Below are 18,028 nucleotides of genomic sequence, written 5' to 3'. Positions count from 1 at the left end.
CGAGAGGAAGCAGCTTGATGGAACTACTGATACTCGCCCATGCCCCGAACCGCGTTCTGGAGCAGGGATTCCTGGCCGCCGTAGCTGAACTCCAGCTGAAGGCCACCATCCTGACCGACTGCGTCAGGGAGCATATCGTCCGTGCCAAAGACTCGCCGCTGTATGGCGAAGCCGAACTGGCCGAGTGCGACGTCTTCAATCCCCTGGCGGTGGCGCGCTTTGTCGCCGTCCATGGCAAGCGGTTCTCCGGGGTCGTTGCCGCAGACTCCGTGCTGCATGCTTCGGCCGCAATCTGCGCGGCCTACCTGGGCCTTCCCGGCCCGGCCTGGCGCAGCGCCCTGCGCCACGACCAGCGGCTGGACGCGGTGCACTCGCCGCGCCAGCAGCGCCGTATCATCGATTGCACCGAACCGGCCAATGCGCTGGGCGCCGACTGGTTCCCCGCTACCGTACAGGCGCTGGAAGGCGGCGCCGGGACAGGCGGCGCGCTGGTCCGCAATGCCGCCGAACTGCAGCAGCAACTGGTGCAGCTGCGCCACGGCTACGCGCTAGTGGAAAAATACCGCGAAGACGAAGAAGTCTATGCGCTGGATGCACTCGCAACGGCCGAGGGTTTCACCGTCCTGGGAGGCAGCCGCATCGAATTCGACCGCGACGGCGTGCGCACCAAGCGCGTGCGATCGTTCATGCAGCGCCCTCCCCGTTGCGACGAACTGCTGCTGCAGCTACTGGCGCACGACCTGGGCAGCGGCCGACATCACATCGAATATGGCGTGTCCAGCGCCGGCGTGCGCATCCGCGAAATCCACAACGGCCTGCATGACGACGAATCCGAACTCGCGCTGGACGACCAGCTTGACGGCAAGCTGTTCGTCGAGGTGGTGAGGGCCAGCATCGGCGCGCCGGTCAAGACCTTGCACCTGCTGCATATCGATGCCCGACAGGCGGCAGCACTGGAAGCCGCAGCATGAGTGTGCGCACCTTGCCCGCTTCGCGCGTGATCGCCGACCAGGCGGCCACGCATGCGCTGCTGAATTGCCTGCTCAAGGAATTCGCCCTGCCGATGTCGCTGCTGGTGGAAGACTGGCGCGAACAGCCGCTTGGCCTGCCCTTCCAGCTATATCGCCGCCTGCAGTCGGCGCAGGTGGTGCCGCTGATGATCCGCATGCCGGATGGCGCGCAGTATATTGTGCTGGCCGACCGCAAGGATACGCTGGGCAGCCAGGCCTGCGTATCCGGTGTGTTCGGCAAGCGTCCCGGGTCGCGCTGGCAGCAGTTGACGCCGGCCATGATGGCCGAGTCCATGCTGGAAAGCTGCAGCGCGATCACGCAGCAGGCCAACCCGGAGCTGATGGCGCAGATCGTCGCCAGCCGCGACCTGAAACGCGCCGTCACCGCACACTTTGAAGGCCAGGAGATTGCGCCGCTGTCCGACTACATCGCCAGCGAACAATGCCTGTGGTACGGCCATCCTGCACAAGTCGCGCCCAAGGCCAGGCTATGGCCGGCGTCGCTGCGGCAGGAGGAAGTGTCGCCGGAGTTCCGTGCCGCGGTGCGCCTGCACCTGCTCGAAGTGCCGCTCGATGGACTGTGGATCGCCGCCAACGGCATGTCGCAACAGCAGGCGCTGGCTGCCTTTGCCGACCAGGCCGACGCGCGTCCAGGGCACGCCATCATCAGCATGCACCCGATCCAGGCCGAGCTGTTCCGCGCCGACCAGCGCGTGCAGCGGCTGCTGGCAATGGGCACTATCCGCGACCTGGGGCGCAGCGGTTTCCTGTCGCATCCGACCGCCTCGGTGCGCACCATGTATGTGCCCGGGCACGGCTACTTCATCAAGGGTTCGCTGAACGTGCGCATCACCAATTGCGTGCGCAAGAACGCCTGGTACGAACTGGAAAGCGCCCTGCTGATTGACCGCCTGCTGAAACGCCTGGCCTCGGAGCATGCCGCCACTACCGGCGGCCTGGACACGGTGCCCGAACCTGCCGCGCTAAGCTGGTCTCCGCCCGGCCTGCCCGGCGAAGACAATATCTGGTTCCGCGAACAGACCGGCGCCATCCTGCGCCGCAACTTCTGCCTGGAAGAAGGCGAACTGAATTGCCTGCTGGCCGGCACCGTGTTCGGGCGCGACCTGGCGCTGCGCTCGAACGTGCTGGTTTTCATGGAACAGCAACTGGGCCAGGCCCCAAGTGGCGAGCAGCTCCTGCGCTGGTTCGCAAGCTATGCCGCGCTGCTGCTGCGGCCCGTGATGAACATGTTCTTCCATCATGGCGTGATCTTCGAGCCGCACCTGCAGAACACGGTGCTGGTGCATCGCTGCGGAGAGCCGGTGAAGCTGCTGCTGCGGGACTACGAAGGGGTCAAGCTCACAGCCGAACAAGGCATGCAGGCCGTGCCTGAAGGGATGCACCCGCGTGTGCGCCAGTCGCTGGAGTACCCGCGCGCGCAAGGCTGGAAGCGCATCGCCTACTGCCTGTTCGTCAATAACCTGTCGGAAGCGGTCCTGGCGCTGAGCTACGCCCAGCCTGCGCTGGCTCCGGCCATGTGGCAGCTGGTGCGCGAAGAGCTCGAAAGCATTCGCGCCGCGCTGCAAGCACCTGCCCCGGAGCTCGATGAGCTGCTGGCTGGCGCCGCCATCCCGTGCAAGACGAATTTCCGCATCAGGCTTGCCGCAGCCGCCGACAAGTTCGCCGGCTATGTGCCTTTGCAGGCACCTTGGGAGGTACAGCAATGACCGCTTTGCCTCAATCAGTGGTGGCGAAGGCGCGCGCCATGGCCGCGGCCGCGGCCGATCCGGTCAGTGCATTCATTTACGACCTGCCTGCCCTGCGCCGCCACGTGCAGTGGATGAAGTCCTGCCTGCCGGCTGGCGTGGAACTGTATTACGCCATCAAGGCAAACAGCGAGGGGCCGATCCTGCAAGCCCTGGAGCCGTTTGTGGACGGTTTCGAAATTTCATCCGGCGGCGAGATTGCCCGCGTGCGCCAATGCAGCGGCACGCATAACTTCATCTTCTCCGGCCCCGGCAAGCTGGACTCGGACCTCGAGCAAGCGATGCTGAACGGCGTGGAAATGATCCACGTCGAGAGCCTGGATGAAATCCGCCGCCTCAACGCGGTGGCCGCCCGCATGGGCCGCCGCCAGCCGGTCCTGGTGCGCATCAACCCTTCGCTGCCGCCGCAACTGGCCACCAAGTTGTCCATGGCCGGCGCGCCGACACCGTTCGGCATCGACGAATCCGAGCTGCCGGCAGCCGTGGCGCTGGTGGAGCAATGCGCCCACCTGGAACTGAACGGCTTCCACGTGCACGCCATGTCGCACCAGCTGGATGTGGCGCGCCATATCCAGCTGCTTGACTGGTACCTCGACAAGTGGCCGCTGTGGAAGGCGTTGGCCCGCAATGGCGACACGGTGCGCTGCCTGAATGCCGGCGGCGGCATGGGTGTGAACTACCTGCAGCCGGAGCAGTTCGACTGGCCGCACCTGTGCCGCCGCCTGGCCCAGCGCCTGGCAGCCGATCCTCAGGCGCCGCGCCTGCGCTTCGAACCGGGCCGCTTCGTCAGCGCCTTCTGCGGCTATTACCTGATGCAGGTGCTGGACCTGAAACATAGCCACGGCAAAGGCTTTGCCGTTTGCCGTGGCGGCACGCACCAGTTCCGGCTGCCCGCGGCGCAAGCGCATGACCACCCGGTCCTGCGCCTGCCCGCGGCAGCGGCAGCGGCTGCAGCAACAGCAACGCCGGCAGCCGGCGATGCATGGACCATCGTGGGCCAGCTTTGCACGCCGAAAGACGTCCTGGCGCGCGACGCCCGCCTGCCAGGCCTGGCCATTGGCGACCTGCTGGTGCTGCCGCTGGCGGGCGCCTACGGCTTCAATATTTCGCACGCCGATTTTCTTTGCCATCCGCGCCCGGCCCAGGTTTTCCTGGACCAGGCCGAAATCGAAACAACACCACAATGGAGTGAAACAGATGCTGCACACGCTTGTTCCTGAACGCGCAGGAAACCGGTCTTTGCTCGATAGCCAGGCCGCACGCGAATCGAACGCCCGCTCCTACCCGCGCCGCCTGCCCCTGGCCATCCAGCGCGCCGAAGGCATCCACGTGACGGACATGGACGGCAAGACCTATTACGACTGCCTGGCAGGCGCCGGCACGCTGGCCCTGGGCCACAACCATCCGGCCGTGGTGGACGCCATCAAGGCCACCCTCGAGCAGAAACTGCCGCTGCATACGCTGGACATCACCACGCCGCTGAAGGAAGCCTTCGTCGACGAACTGTTCGCCAGCCTGCCGCAGGAATTCGCTCAGGAAGCACGCGTGCACTTTTGCGCACCGACCGGCGCCGATGCCATCGAAGCTGCGCTCAAGCTGGCCAAGATTGCCACCGGCCGCAGCGGCGTACTGTCCTTCCACGGCGGCTACCATGGCTCGACGCATGCCACCATGAGCCTGAGCGGCACGCTGCACCAGAAAGGCGATATCCCGGGCCTGATGCCCGAGGTGCAGTTCCTGCCGTATCCTTACTCTTACCGCTGCCCCTTCGGCGTCGGCGGCGAGCAGGGACAGAAGCTCAGCGCACGCTACATCCGCAACCTGCTGGGCGATCCGGAAAGCGGCGTACGCCCGCCGGCGGCGATGATCCTGGAGGTGGTGCAAGGCGAAGGCGGCGCTATTCCCGCACCGCTCGAATGGCTGCGCGAAATGCGCCGCATCACCGAAGAACACGGCATCCTGCTGATCATCGACGAGGTGCAGACCGGCTTCGGGCGCACCGGCAAGCTGTTCGCCTTCGAACATGCCGGCATCGTGCCCGACATCCTGGTGCTGTCCAAGGCCATCGGCGGCAGCCTGCCTTTGTCGGTACTGGTCTACCGCAAGCAGTTCGACTGCTGGAAACCCGGCGCCCACATCGGAACCTTCCGCGGCAACCAGCTTGCCATGGCCACCGGCCTGGCCAGCCTGCAGCACATCCGCCGCGAAAACCTGGTGGAGCACGCAGCCCAGCGCGGCCTCCAGCTGACGGCCAGGCTGCAGGAGTTGCAGCGCGGCGTGCCGCAGATCGGCGAGGTACGCGGACGCGGCCTGATGATCGGCGTCGAGATCGTTGACGGCCAAGGCCGCACCGATGCACTGGGGCAGCCGCTGGCCGACCCGGCACTGGCCAGCGCAATCCAGCGCAAGTGCTTCCAGCAAGGCCTGATCCTGGAACTGGGCGGCCGCCATGGCGCCGTGGTGCGTTTCCTGCCGCCGCTGATCATCACCGAAGCGCAGGTCGACATCGTCGCCGGCATCTTTGCAGAGGCTGTACGCGAGGCTGCCTTCGCACCGGAAACAATCAACGCCGCGGCATGAGCATCTGGTCGTCCGAAACTGCCACGCGCCGGCTGGTGGCCGCCACCGCGCTCCTGGGCACTGTAGCGGTGAGCCTGAACAATACTGCGCTGAACCCGGCCATCCCGCAGTTCATCACGGTGTTCGGCATCGACGCCGTAGCGGCAAGCTGGGTCATCACCGCGTTCATGATCTGCATGGGCATGACTATGCCGGCGACGGCATGGCTGGGCAACCGTTTCGGCAAGAAGCGCGTCTACCTCACCGGCCTGGCGCTGTTCCTGGCCGGCTCCAGTCTCGGCGCCATCGCGCCTTCAATGGCATGGGTGGTCGCGGCGCGCTGCATCCAGGGCGTAGCCGGCGGCCTGATGATCCCCTTGTCGCTGGCGCTCGTGTTCGAGGTCTACCCGAAGGAAGAACGCGGCCGCATCAGCGGCTGGTGGGGCATGGCTGTCATGCTGGCTCCGGCCGTGGGCCCGCTGCTAGGCGGGCTGCTGGTGCAATTCAGCAGCTGGCATATGCTGTTTGCCTTCAACATCCCGGTCGGCCTGGCAGGCTGGATCATAGGCTGGCATTGGCTGCCTTCGCCGGCAGCGCGTACGCCGCAGAAGTTCGACTGGCAGGGCTTCCTGCTGGCGACGCTGGGCGTGGGCATCCTGCTGGCCGCCCTGAGCCGGGTGAAAGGCATCGCAGGCATCAGCGATCCCTTCAACATCGCCCTGGTCGCGGCGGCCCTGCTTTGCCTGGCGTGCTTCGTCAGGATAGAACTGCGCCAGCCTGCCCCTTTGCTGAACCTGCGCATCTTCGCCGAACCAAGCTACAGCCTGAGCGTGGTGGTGGTCGCGGTGCAATCGGTCGGCATGTTCGGCAGCGTAGTGCTGCTGCCGCTGCTGGTGCAGACGGTGCTGGGCCACGGCGCCAGCTGGAGCGGTCTCGCCTTGTTTGCCACCGCAGTGACGGCCGGCCTGTGTTCCACGCTTGGCGGGCGCCTGCTGGACAAGCACGGCCCGCGCGTTGGCGTGGCGGCTGGCCTGGTGTGCAGTGCGCTGGCGACCATGGGGCTCGGCCTGGCGGGAGCGCAAGCCTCGCTCTGGCTGGTCGTAGCCTTGATGGCTGCACGCGGCGTCGGCCTGGGTTTGTCCTACATGCCCGTTTCCACCGCCGGCCTGAACGCGATCCCGGAACACCTGGTCACCGAAGGCGCGGCCATGAACAACATCCTGCGGCGCATCATCGCCTCGCTGGCCGTGGTGGCGGTATCGCTGTACTTCGAACTGCGGCGCGCCCATTTGGGCGACGGCACCGCGCTTAAGGAAATCTTTATCGCAATCGGCCTGCTGCTGCTGGCGACCGCACCGCTAGCCCTGCTCTTCCCCAAGCCGGGCAGCGCGGCGCGTACGGTGCCTGCGGCGGCAGGCTCCATTTAATCAATCGAACCAACGAACAAGGAAGCTTATGAATATCCTGGAAGCCCGCCAGATCGGCGCAATGGCCGACGCCAACGGCATTGGCCCGGAATGGATCTCAGCCCTGCAATCACCGCGCTATCGCCAGGTCGAGCAGCGCGTGGTACGCCAGCTGCTGCAAGCCCTGATCTATGAAGGCGTGCTGGAATGCGCCTATGCGCGCGCCGAGTTCCTGCTGGAAGGCCGCAATGCCGACGGCAAGGCAGTGCAATATCGCTGCCCAGGCGAGATGAAAACCAGCTTCGGCCTGGTCAAGCTGGATGGCGGTCCCGTCATCCGTGCCGCACGCAACGAAGGAGAGCGCACGGCAACCCTGGCCGACGTTTGCAGCGAGATCCTTGGCCAGTTGCCGCCATCGGAGCGCATGACGGCCTTCATGGACGAGCTGGAGCAAACCTTGCTGAAGGACTTGCAGGCACAGGACCAGGCGCATCCCGCCCGCCCACCCGCGGCCCTGCGCGACTACGACGAACTGGAAGGCGACATCATGGACGCCCACCTTTACCACCCCAGCTACAAATCGCGCATCGGCTTTTCGCTGGACGAAAACCGCCGCTACGGCCCTGAGTTCAAGCAGCTGATCCAGTTGCAGTGGCTGGCAGTGCACCGCCGCCTGGGCCGCGTCAACCATTCGGCGCACACTGGCTACGAGACCCTGCTCAAGCAGGAACTGGGCGCCGGCGACTACGAGCGCTTCGCCGGCATGCTGGCGCAACAGGGAAAATCCATCGAGGACTACCTGCTGCTGCCGGTCCATCCATGGCAGTGGCAACAGCGCGTAGCCATGCTGTTCCACCCCGAACTGGCAGAGGGCGACATCGTCGTCCTGGGCCAAGGCCAGGACAGCTATCGTGCGCAGCAATCGATCCGCACCCTGGCCAACTACAGCGCCCCGGGCAAGGCCTACGTCAAACTTTCTCTCAGCATCACCAACACCTCGACCAGCCGCATCCTGGCCGCGCACACGCTGATGAACGGTCCGATCATCGCCGACTGGCTGCACCGCCTGATTGCAGCTGACACCTATGCCAGGGAGCTGGACTTCGTGATCCTCGGTGAAATACTCGGCGTCAGCTTCAATTACGACCAGCTGCCGGAACACCGCAAGGGCAAGGCCTACGGCACCATGGGCGCAATCTGGCGCGAAAGCCTGCACGGCTACCTGCGCGAGGGCGAAGCCGCAGTGCCGTTCAACGGCCTGTGCCACGTGGACGAAAGCGGCCGCCCGCTGGTCGATCCATGGATCCAGCGCCACGGCGTGCGTGAATGGACCGGGCAGCTGCTGCAAGCCTCGGTCACGCCCATCATCCACATGCTGTTCGCCCACGGCATCGGCATGGAATCGCATGCCCAGAACATCATGCTGATCCATCGCGCCGGCATGCCGGCACGCATCGCACTGAAAGACTTCCACGACGGCGTGCGCTATTCGCCGCGGCACCTGGCCCAGCCGGCACTGGCGCCCGAGCTGGTGCCGGTGCCGGCAAGCCATGCCCGCATCAACCGCAACTCCTTCATCCTGACAGACGACCTGGACGCAGTACGCGACTTCACCTGCGATGCGTTCTTCTTCATCTGCATGGCCGAAACCGCGATCTTCCTGGCGCGCCACTATGGCCTGCCGGAGCAGGAGTTCTGGAGCATGACCGCAAGCCTGGTGCACGACTACCAGCAGCGCCACCCGCAGCATGCGCAGCGCTTCAAGGCATTCGACGTTTTCGCGCCGACCTTCCAGGTGGAAGAACTGACCAAGCGCCGCCTGCTGGGCGACAGCGAGCCGCGCTTCCGCCAAGTACCAAACCCGCTGCACCAGTTCCGGAACACCGCATGAAGCCGAACCGGCTCAAACGCAAGCTTCGGGGCGGCGAACAGGTGTTCGGCCTGTTCTGCTCCATCCCGGCGCCGGCATCGGTGGAGCTGGCCGCGGCGGCCGGCTTCGACTTCGTGATCATCGACACCGAACATGTGCTGCTGAACCCGGAGACGCTGGAGCACATGCTGCGCACCGCGGAGGCCGTCGGCATTACGCCGCTGGTGCGCGTCGCCCGCGGCGACGGCAGCGATGCCAAGGAGATCCTGCGCGCGCTGGACGGCGGCGCCCAGGGCATCGTCGCGCCTTGCGTGGAGAGTGCGCAGGCGATGCGCCGCATCGTCGCCGCCAGCAAATACCACCCGCAAGGCATGCGTAGCCTGAACGGAGGCCGTCCCGGCGCGTTCGGCAAGCATAGCCTGGCCGAGTACGTGGTGCGCGCCAATGAGGAAATCATGGTGGTACCGATGATTGAAAGCCTGGCCGGCGTCGGGAACATCGAGGCCATCCTGGACGTTCCTGGCGTCGACCTCGTGCTCGAAGGCGCAGCGGACCTGTCGCAGTCCTGCGGACTGCCATGGCAGGTCTCGGCGCCGCCGGTACAGGAAGCGCTGCGCCAGGTGCAGCACGCCTGCGCCAGGGCCGGCATCCCCTACTGCGCCATTCCGCGCGCCGATGGCGAATACGCCGCCTGGCGCCAGCGCGGCGTAACGGCATTCGTGCTGGGCGACGAGCGCGGCATCGCATTCCGCGCCTTGCAGGCAAAACTCAATTCAATGACCCATAGCGAAACTCAAAGCGAAGGATGAACACGTGAAGAACGAAGATCTTTTCCAGGCGCAGGCCGCGCAGATTGTGCTGCAAGACTTGGTCGACTGCCTGCTGGCAGAACAATTTTTCGATGTGAGCGAACCGTCCCTGCTGTCGCAGGAACAGGCGCGCACGCGCTATGGCCGCCATTTGCCATTACCGGACATGCCGCCCGGCAGCCTGCTTTGGCAATGGACCATCACCGAACAACCGCCGCACAGCGTACTGGTGCCGGTGGAGCGCGGCATCGTGCAGCCCTTGCAATGCCTGCCCGGCGCGCAAGCGCAGGAGCTGAGCCCAGGCGCAGGCGGCGAGGGCTTCCAGGTGGCCCGCCTGGGACCGGTACGATTCATGGAGCTGCTGCTGGCCCACGCCCCGGACGACTTCATTCCGCAAAATGCCGAAGGCGCCGCCCTGTTCCTCGAATGGGTACGCGAATCGGTGCAGCAGACCGCATGGTCGCTGGCACACAAGGTGGATACCTCCAATCTGCTCCAGAGGAGCCCCGCAGCGGCCTTCCAGGTGCTGGAGCAGTGCGCCTCCCTGCGCGACCGCCCCTTCCATCCGGTGGCCAAGCCCAAAAAGGGTTTTACGAAGGAGGACTACCACGCCTATATGGCGGAATTCGGCAAAGAAGTACCGCTGAACTGGGTAGCTGTCGAGCGCGCCGCCATCGCTTGCGGCACCGGCATTGAAGACGCCTTTGCCACCAGGCCCGAACACTTCCTGCTCAGCGCAAGCCAGCAAGAGGCGCTGCAGGAGGAACTGCGCCGGCGCGGTATCGCCGCCAGCCATGTAGCGCTGCCGGTCCATCCCTGGCAATTGCGCCATATGCTGCCGCAGATGCTGGGGCCTGAACTGCGCGACGGCGTCTGCATCCCGCTCGAATTCCGCAACGGCGGCTTCCTGCCCACTTCATCGGTACGCTCGCTGGCGCCGGTATCGGCAAGCCATCACTACCTGAAGCTGCCGCTGGGGATATATTCCCTCGGCGCTTCGCGCTACCTGCCGGCGATCAAGATGATCAACGGCCAGCGCAGTGAAAGCCTGCTGCGCCAGGCCATGTCCCTGGACAGCGAACTGGCGCAGCGTGTCTTCATCTGCGACGAAACCAAGTGGTGGTCTTACCTGCCGCAGCACGCCACCCTGTTCGACGAAGGCCCGCGCCACCTGTCCGCCATGGTGCGCAGCTATCCGCCTGCCCTGATGGACGATCCAGAATGCCGCCTGGTGCCGATGGCCGCCCTCGGTGTACCGCTGCCGCCCGAGGCCACGCACTTCTTCGATGAATGGCTGCGCTACCGCGGCCTCGCACCGCAAGCCGGTCCTGTGTTGGCACTGTTCCGCGAGCTGTGCGACAGCTTCTTCGACATCAACCTGCGCATGTTCCGCCTCGGCATGCTGGCCGAAGTGCATGGACAGAACGCCGTGCTGGTATGGCGCTCAGGCCGCATGCAAGGCCTGCTGCTGCGCGACCATGATTCGCTGCGCATCCACGTGCCGTGGCTTGAGCGCCAAGGGCTGGCCGATCCGGTGTACAGCCTCAAGCCGGGCCACGCCAATACCCTGTACCACGACACGCCGGAAGACTTGCTGTTCTACCTGCAAACGCTGGCGATCCAGGTCAACCTGCGCGCCATCATCGAAGTCGCAGCGCTGCGCTACAAGGTGCCGGCCGCGCAGCTCTGGACCGTCCTCGGCGAAGCGCTGCAGCAGGCCATCGGGTGCATCGACTTCCCGGCCGAAGCGCGCGCCATGCTGCGCCAGCGCCTGTTCGAGGCGCAGGCCTGGCCCCTGAAGCTGCTGATGCGCCCGATGATGGAACGCGCGGCCGGCCCGGGCAGCATGCCGTTCGGGAAGGGCATGACCAGCAATCCCTTCCGTTCCTTGCAGGCAGTCTAGGCGATGCACGACATCCAGCCCAGGATACAGGGCGTGTGGCCAGGGCTACGCGAACTCTATGAAGGGATCGAGGCATCCACCATCGGCCATCTGTGCGAGGCCGGCTATGTGCACGGCCTGCAACCGCTGGCGCGCCCCATCCGGCTGCTCGGCAATGCCGTCACGGTGAAGCTGCCCGCCGTCGACGGCAGTGCCATCCGCCCTGCCCTGATCGCGAGCCAGCCGGGCGACGTTCTGGTGATCGAGATGGCGGATGGCGACCAGCACCGCGCCTGCTGGGGCGAACTGCGCACCCTGGCCGCCATGAAAAAGCAGTTGGCCGGCGTGGTGATCGCGGGTTGCGTGACCGACGTGCGGGCTTTGTCGGCGCTGGGATTCCCGGTATTTTCCCGCGCTGTCAGCGCACTGACCACGCGCGCGCTCGACAGCGGGGGCGCGGTCAATGTCCCCGTCACCATCGCCGGCGTCCAGGTGCGTCCCGGCGACCTGGTGGTGGGCGACGAGGATGGCCTGTTCATCCTCGACCCGGCGTCGGCCCTGGAAATCGGCAAGCAAGCGCATGCCAAGCAGCGGGACGAAGCGGCCAGGCGCCAGCAATTGCGTTGACTTCGACTGACTTGCAGATGATAATGAGAACTATTTTCGATTAGCCAGCCACACGTGCACTCGCTGCATGCCAAGCCAGCCCTTGTCATCTGAGGAGCTTTCCGTGCAGTCGAATCAGCTTTTGCCGTTTAAATACCGCCCGCTGGTGGCAGCCATCCTGCTTGGCGTATCAGCACAGTCGCACGCCCAGCAAGAAGTGGGACTTGTCCTGGAACCTGTCGTCATCCTCGCTTCGCGGTCGAATATCGAAGCGGACAAGGCACCACAGACCGTGGTCGTCATCGACAGGAAGGAAATCGAACGGCAACTGGCCATTTCCGGCAACTCCTCCGATGTATTGAGCAGCATCCTCCCTTCCTATACGCCCAGCCGCGGCAAGATGAACGGCTCCGGTGAAACGCTGCGCGGCCGCACGCCCCTGATCCTGATCGACGGCGTGCCGCAATCGAACCCGGTACGCCCGACCGGCCGCGAGGCCCACACCATCGACTATTCCATGGTGGAGCGCATTGAAATCGTGCAGGGCCCGAACGCCATCAACGGCCTTGGCGCGACCGGCGGCACCATCAACATCATCACGCGCCGACCGGAAAAAGGATCGATGAACCAGACTGTCGACGTCCAGGTCACGGCGCCGACTACCCACGTCGAAGGCGACACCTTGAGCTACAAGTCCAGCTACCGCATCGACGGCCGCCTGGACAAGCTGGACTACCTGTTCGCGGTTTCCTATGAAGACCAGGGCCTGTACCTGGACGGCAAAGGACGCAGCATCGGCGTCGACGTGACGCAGGGCGACCTGATGGATTCGCGCAGCTACGACGTGCTGGCCAAGATCGGCTACCGTCCGGACGACCAGCAAAAGCTGCAATTCTCCGTCAACCGCTACCGCGTCAAGTCCAAGGCCAACTACCTTGGGGTGGCAGGAGACCGCAAGCTCGGCATCCCATCCACTTCAGTCGAGGGCACGCCACCCGGCGCACCGGCCTGGAACGACGTGTGGACCAGCAGCGCCAGCTACAACCATTACGACCTGGCCGGGATGGAACTGTCCGCCATGGTCTTCAACCAGGAATTCGTGGGATTGTTCGGCGCCGACAAATCGGCCACCTTCCAGGACGTGAAGATCACGCCGTCCGGCACCCTGTACGACCAGTCGCGCGCCGTTGCTTCCAAGTTCGGCAGCAAAGTCGGGCTGACCAAGGCCGGCTTGCTGGATGGCCGCCTGAAGCTGACGGCGGGCATCGATACGCTGTCCGACAAAGGCAAACAGGATATGTACCTGACCGGCCGCACCTTTGTGCCCGAGTCGAAGTACACCAACTTCTCGCTGTTCACCCAGGGCGAATTCAGGATCTTCGACACCCTGACGCTGCACGCCGGCGTGCGCCGCGAGAACGCCGACCTGAAAGTGGACAGCTATCGCACGCTGGCCGCGTACAAAAATACCTTCGTCGAAGGCGGCAAGATCAAGTTCAACGAAACGCTGGCCAATGCCGGCCTGGTTCTCACGCCAGTCAAGGATGTCACCGTGTACGCCAGCTATTCCGAAGGCTTCGGCCTGCCGGACATCGGCCGCACCCTGCGCTCGATCAATACGCCGGGACAGAAGATCGGCAATATGCGCAACCTGGAACCGATCCTCACGGAAGGCATTGAGCTCGGCACCCGCGTGCGCAAGGGCGACTGGGAGCTGGACGCCGCTTACTACCGCTCCGACTCCGATTTCGGCGCGCGCGTGATCTCGGTCAATGGCGTGTTCAACATGGCGCGTGAAAAGACCCGCCTGGAAGGCTATGACGCCAGCGCCACCTACCGTTTCAGCAAGGCGCACCGCGCCAGCATCGCCTATGCCTACACCAAGGGGCGCTACGACAGCAACAGCGACGGCAGCCTGGATGCGAAACTCGACGGTCTGAATGTCGCCCCGAACCGCCTGATCGCAAGCTGGAGCGCGAACTGGAGCGACAAGCTGTCTTCCTACGTACAGCTGCAGCACGCCTTCAACCAGGGCTTCGACGATCCGGCCAAGGAATTCAGCGGCTACACGCTGACCGACGCCTCCCTCAGCTACAAGATAAGCAAAGGTACGCTGCGCGTCGGCATCGCCAACCTGTTCGACAAGGACTACATCACCTACTACTCGCAAAGCGCCCTGGTGGAACCGGCCCGCTACTTCGCAGGCCGTGGACGCAGCGTAACGCTAGGCTATTCGCTGGGCTTCTAAGCGCAAGCGCCTTCCTACGCAATCGTTCGCGGCATTGCCGTCTTCTGGCTTGCCCAGTAGCCGTAATCGACGTGGATGTTTTCCATGAGCTCAAGCAGGCTGCTTGCCTGGTTGGTCAACAGCAAAGTCCATTGCGAAAAGAAGTTCCCCTGCTTTTCCGCCATCTTGGACATGGTGTTGGCGTGGCGGATCAGGGCATAGTCCTCGGCCAGGATGGCGCAGCCCTGGCGCCAGTCGAGGTTTTGCTGGTGCAGGCGCTGCATGATGGCCGCCTGCAACTGCAGCCATTCGCTCCAGACCTGCGGGTCGCCAAACCGGCTCGCCAGTCCGGCCGACAACATACTGTTTTGCAGCAGGCGCGCGGCCTGCCGCTGCACCAGCGAATTGGCCTTCATGGAGACAGCCAGCGGCGCCAACGCCTTCGATTCGCGCAAGGCTGGCAGGCCTGGCTTGTCGATGGTTTTCAATCCGACGGAAACGGGAAGTTTGCTCATATCGTCCTCCAATGGCGCTTAGGCGCAGAGCCGGTCGAGCATGGCGTGGATCGCCTTGATCTGCACCGCTTCGCGCGAGTAATAGTCGGGGGCTTGCGGATCCAGGCTGGTGTAGCCCCACCAGTCCCAGCATCCATCCGGGTTCTGGACGGTGTCGTTATCCGTTCCCTCGGCCTGGGGATAGAGCACGATGATGTCGTTGCTCTCGGCGATATGGTTGTAGCCGGTGGTGGTGAAGTAGCGGTTGCCGTAAGGCGGCTGATTGGCGATGTCGGCGCGGCCATTGACGTAGTCGGTGTAGTTGTAGCCCTGCTTGCAGCCGTGCAGCGCGATGTGCACGCGCGGCTCCTTCACTCGTCCCGCCGCGACGTTCGAAGGGATGTAGATGTAGCCGAACTGGCTCATGCTGGCCCGGTCCTTCGCATCGGCAAAGAACTCGCTCTGGTCGAAGCGCAGCAGCTGCCCGGCCAGGCTTTCCGCCGCCGGCTGCAGGTCGTTGTAGATGTGGCGCAGGATATCGTGCGATTGCATGAAGCCGCCGTTGTTGATGTACGGCGGCTGGTTGGTGCGCAGCTCCGAGTCTTCAGGATTGTCGGTGATGATGCTATGCCCTGCAGGCACACCGTCGACATAGCGGATGTTCGCCGGATTTACGCCCAACAGCTCATAGAACTTGCGCGTGCGCGCCACCACGTCCGAATCCACGACGTCGTCCGCGCTGCCGGTAAAGATGTAGAGGCGGTCATCGGCCAGGTTGGCGACCGCGTCGATCTGCCCTGCCCTGGCGGTTTCCTGGGCCATGCCGGCCAGCTTGTGCGCGTCCGGCGCCACCTGCGGGATCAATGGATTCATGCAGATATACAGCGAGTTCTCGATGCAAGCATCTTCCGCCGTCATCATCTCGTCCGGCCGGAAAATTTCCGCACAGCGGAACGGCCCGCCCGCAATGATGCCGGCGCCGGCAAAACTTGCCGAATGGGCCAGGTGCAGCTGCACAGTCATGAAGGCCCCCGACGACAGGCCGGAGATCGAGTTGTTGCGCTTTGACGCCTTGAACGAACCGAGTGGGACGACCTTGCTGCTGGAGCTTGCGATCATGCTGAGCCTCCTGGTAAGCAACGAGTTGACGGAACGGGGGGAAACGCCGCGATGGCGCCTAGCGACTATATCGTCGCCAGCATCGTCAGCAATTGAGTTTGCGCAAACTAGATTAGCAGCCAGCGAGCCCGAAAAGCTCCCCCATTGTCACAACTGGGCCGCCCGGCACATGAACTTTTTTCAGGGTCTGCTGTCTAGCCTCAAATCCCTTCGCTCAAGCGTGGGCCAAAGTTGAAGCTCGCTGACGGGAGGGACACATGGAAGTGGAAACACGCATCGCAAGGACTGAGGCAATGATGGAAACCAACCGACAAGAAATTGATCGCTTATACACAGCCATATCTGAACTGCGGAAATTGATCCTCGAACGAGCAGACCGGCTCCAGGCTGAGCTCGACGACGGATTCAAGGAGATACGCCGCGAGGCCAGCATTAACCAGCGTTGGATGATCGGCCTTACACTCGTCAACACAACAATGGTTCTTGGCCTCGGTGGCAAATTGTTTGGCCTGTACTGACGGCTTGGCCTTATTGCGAACTGGACGGCTTGCGATATCCCGCTTCCATCCACGCAGTCGCGCTGGCGACGCTCAACTTGAAATTCGGTGCCACGCGCACTTGCGCCTGTTCTTCGCCGAAGGGATCAAAGGCGGTCAGGGTCGCGTAGGGATCGTCCTCGTCCGGGGTGATGTCGAGGTTGACGGTGATGTAGGCCGCCCCTTCCGTGTGAACGCGCACGCTGCGGTGCAGTTGCGCATGCAATTGCTGCTCATGGCGGCGGATGACTTCGCTGGCCGTCTTGACCAGCGTATTGAAAGCATTCACGTCCAGCGGCTTGGGATTTTTCTTGTCGCGGCCCATGGTCCAGGGACCGACCAGGGCAGGTTCCGCTTCGCCATCCTTGATCATCGCCACCGCCCAGCCATCGTCATCCTCGTTCTTGATGACGCGTGCAGTCCAGCCGTTGTCCTGCCAGACGCGGTCTTCCTGCACCAGCACTTCCTCTTCCATCAAATCATCGATCATCGCGGCTCCAATGTTAGCTTGCTGAAAATACTGTAATTATATACAGTTATTTGTTTCCGGCAAGTACCACTGGATCAGTAACGCCCGGCGGCCAGGTCGGCCATGTACTGGTCGTACTTGCCGCTTTCCTTCAACTTGCGCAGGCCGCGGTTGAAACGTTCGATGTAGCCAGCGTTCGCGGCGTCGGCACGCCGCATGATCAGCCGGTATTGGGTGGTGTTGTAGCGCCCTGTGGCGACTGCGATGCCGGCGGCTTCTTCCGGTTTGAACCTGGTGCGCAGGATGTAGCGGCCCACATCGAGACTGGCCGGAACCACGTCGACCCGCCCTGCCACGAGCTTGCGCAGGTTGAGCTCTTCGTTCGGTGCGCGATCGAGATGCACGCCCGGAACCTCTTCGAAGCGGTATTCGTAGCCGGCCACGCCGCCGATACGCAGGCCGGCCAGGTCGGCATCCTTGGTCCAGGTGAAGTTGTAGCCTTTGCGGTGGAAAAACACCGATTGGGCTTCGAGCACGGTATCGCTGGACAGGAATTCCCGTGCACGTTCAGTCGAAGGCGGCCCCACACTCCAGACCAGCGAGCCATTGACCAACCCCCGCTGCGCCTCGGCGTAAGCGCGTGGCCAGGGACGGAACACATAATTAACGGTGATGCCTTCCAGCGCAAAGGCTTCCGTCACGATGCGCGATACGGCGCCGTAATGCGGCAACGTCTTGGACAGGTAAGGCAGCCACTCGCCATTACTGAGCGTAATGGTCTCCGCCCGCGCCCACGGTACGGCCAGGATGCAAAACAGGAGTGCCTTCCAGTTCATCGCTCCAGCATAGCGCAGAAAAGGGAAGGCCCCCGGGGATTCTCGTCCCTAGTCTTTGCCCAGCGCCCATTGCCCTGCCCCGCCAAGCGCAGTCGCGCTCACTACCAGCAACAGGAACAGGGCGTGCAGGTTGCCCAGGACAGGCGCGCCGTGAATCCAGCCAAGCACGATTGGCAAGCCGACAACCAAAGTCAGCACCGCGCTGGCGTATGGCATCAGGAGGCCGATCATGATCAGCGCGCCGCACAGCATCTCGGTCAGGTGCAGGGCCCAATAGCCGGCGCCGTTAAGCGTCGATGGGAAGCCGGAATGGCGGAGGGCCTGGAAGCCCATGAGGATCGCCATGCCGCCAATGGCAAGGCGCAGGAAAAAACGGGACGCATCGAGACGGGTTTTGGAAACTGCCATGAAAATCTCTTATATGGTTGGACAAATTGCG

16 protein-coding genes are annotated in these 18,028 nt (G+C 63.9%); 11 read left to right on the top strand and 5 right to left on the bottom strand.

Going from position 1 to position 18,028, the window contains the following annotated elements:
• The first annotated feature begins 17 nt into the window (after positions 1-17).
• The 10 genes from ASD07_RS04300 to ASD07_RS04255 all read left to right on the top strand — a co-directional run bounded on the left by ASD07_RS04300 (position 18) and on the right by ASD07_RS04255 (position 14,156).
• On the top strand, positions 18-971 hold the full coding sequence (locus tag ASD07_RS04300; protein WP_055925817.1) for a hypothetical protein: 954 nt from the start codon (positions 18-20) through the stop codon (positions 969-971).
• The gene (locus tag ASD07_RS04295) at positions 968-2,737 is read left to right on the top strand and encodes an IucA/IucC family siderophore biosynthesis protein (protein WP_055925814.1); all 1,770 of its coding nucleotides are present in this window, start codon (positions 968-970) and stop codon (positions 2,735-2,737) included. Before ASD07_RS04300 ends, ASD07_RS04295 begins: the two co-directional genes overlap by 4 nt.
• A complete protein-coding gene (locus ASD07_RS04290) occupies positions 2,734-3,996 on the top strand; it encodes a type III PLP-dependent enzyme (RefSeq protein WP_055925811.1) in 1,263 nt (420 codons plus the stop codon). The genes ASD07_RS04295 and ASD07_RS04290 overlap by 4 nt, the downstream gene beginning before the upstream one ends.
• Positions 3,974-5,356, top strand: coding sequence for a diaminobutyrate--2-oxoglutarate transaminase (locus ASD07_RS04285; RefSeq protein ID WP_055925808.1), 1,383 nt, complete (start codon positions 3,974-3,976; stop codon positions 5,354-5,356). The genes ASD07_RS04290 and ASD07_RS04285 overlap by 23 nt, the downstream gene beginning before the upstream one ends.
• Positions 5,353-6,762, top strand: a complete 1,410-nt coding sequence (locus ASD07_RS04280) for a DHA2 family efflux MFS transporter permease subunit (RefSeq protein WP_055925805.1) — start codon at positions 5,353-5,355, stop codon at positions 6,760-6,762. Before ASD07_RS04285 ends, ASD07_RS04280 begins: the two co-directional genes overlap by 4 nt.
• Before the next feature lie 28 nt (positions 6,763-6,790).
• Entirely contained in the window at positions 6,791-8,632 is a 1,842-nt protein-coding gene (locus ASD07_RS04275) for an IucA/IucC family siderophore biosynthesis protein (protein WP_055925802.1), read from the top strand.
• The gene (locus ASD07_RS04270) at positions 8,629-9,420 is read left to right on the top strand and encodes an HpcH/HpaI aldolase/citrate lyase family protein (RefSeq protein WP_055925799.1); all 792 of its coding nucleotides are present in this window, start codon (positions 8,629-8,631) and stop codon (positions 9,418-9,420) included. The genes ASD07_RS04275 and ASD07_RS04270 overlap by 4 nt, the downstream gene beginning before the upstream one ends.
• Positions 9,421-9,424: 4 nt before the next feature.
• Positions 9,425-11,323 (top strand): IucA/IucC family protein, encoded by a 1,899-nt coding sequence (locus tag ASD07_RS04265; RefSeq protein ID WP_055925796.1) that lies wholly within the window; start codon positions 9,425-9,427, stop codon positions 11,321-11,323.
• 3 nt (positions 11,324-11,326) lie between these two features.
• Positions 11,327-11,929: an RraA family protein gene (locus ASD07_RS04260; RefSeq protein ID WP_055925793.1), complete on the top strand. Its 603-nt coding sequence runs from the start codon at positions 11,327-11,329 to the stop codon at positions 11,927-11,929.
• A 103-nt stretch (positions 11,930-12,032) separates the two neighbouring features.
• Positions 12,033-14,156 (top strand): TonB-dependent receptor, encoded by a 2,124-nt coding sequence (locus ASD07_RS04255; RefSeq protein WP_055925791.1) that lies wholly within the window; start codon positions 12,033-12,035, stop codon positions 14,154-14,156.
• A gap of 14 nt (positions 14,157-14,170) precedes the next feature.
• Here the strand turns inward: ASD07_RS04255 and ASD07_RS04250 are convergent, their stop codons facing one another.
• The gene (locus ASD07_RS04250) at positions 14,171-14,650 is read right to left on the bottom strand and encodes a hypothetical protein (protein WP_055925788.1); all 480 of its coding nucleotides are present in this window, start codon (positions 14,648-14,650) and stop codon (positions 14,171-14,173) included.
• An 18-nt stretch (positions 14,651-14,668) separates the two neighbouring features.
• Positions 14,669-15,748, bottom strand: coding sequence for a hypothetical protein (locus tag ASD07_RS04245; protein WP_055925785.1), 1,080 nt, complete (start codon positions 15,746-15,748; stop codon positions 14,669-14,671).
• A 257-nt stretch (positions 15,749-16,005) separates the two neighbouring features.
• Between ASD07_RS04245 and ASD07_RS04240 the strand changes: the two genes are divergently transcribed.
• On the top strand, positions 16,006-16,266 hold the full coding sequence (locus ASD07_RS04240; RefSeq protein ID WP_055925782.1) for a hypothetical protein: 261 nt from the start codon (positions 16,006-16,008) through the stop codon (positions 16,264-16,266).
• Positions 16,267-16,276: 10 nt separating this feature from the next.
• On the opposite strand, the gene ASD07_RS04235 is transcribed toward ASD07_RS04240, so the two are convergent.
• The 3 genes from ASD07_RS04235 to ASD07_RS04225 all read right to left on the bottom strand — a co-directional run bounded on the left by ASD07_RS04235 (position 16,277) and on the right by ASD07_RS04225 (position 17,997).
• A complete protein-coding gene (locus ASD07_RS04235) occupies positions 16,277-16,774 on the bottom strand; it encodes a hypothetical protein (RefSeq protein ID WP_055925779.1) in 498 nt (165 codons plus the stop codon).
• A gap of 74 nt (positions 16,775-16,848) precedes the next feature.
• Positions 16,849-17,589 (bottom strand): ABC transporter substrate-binding protein, encoded by a 741-nt coding sequence (locus ASD07_RS04230; protein ID WP_055925775.1) that lies wholly within the window; start codon positions 17,587-17,589, stop codon positions 16,849-16,851.
• Positions 17,590-17,637: 48 nt separating this feature from the next.
• Positions 17,638-17,997, bottom strand: a complete 360-nt coding sequence (locus tag ASD07_RS04225; RefSeq protein ID WP_055925772.1) for a hypothetical protein — start codon at positions 17,995-17,997, stop codon at positions 17,638-17,640.
• Positions 17,998-18,028 lie beyond the last annotated feature (31 nt).

Origin of the sequence: Duganella sp. Root336D2, from assembly GCF_001425005.1 — a bacterium.
Taxonomy (GTDB): Bacteria; Pseudomonadota; Gammaproteobacteria; order Burkholderiales; family Burkholderiaceae_D; genus Rugamonas.
Note: the sequence above shows the minus strand (reverse complement) of the source record. Positions and strands in the feature narration are given on the sequence as shown.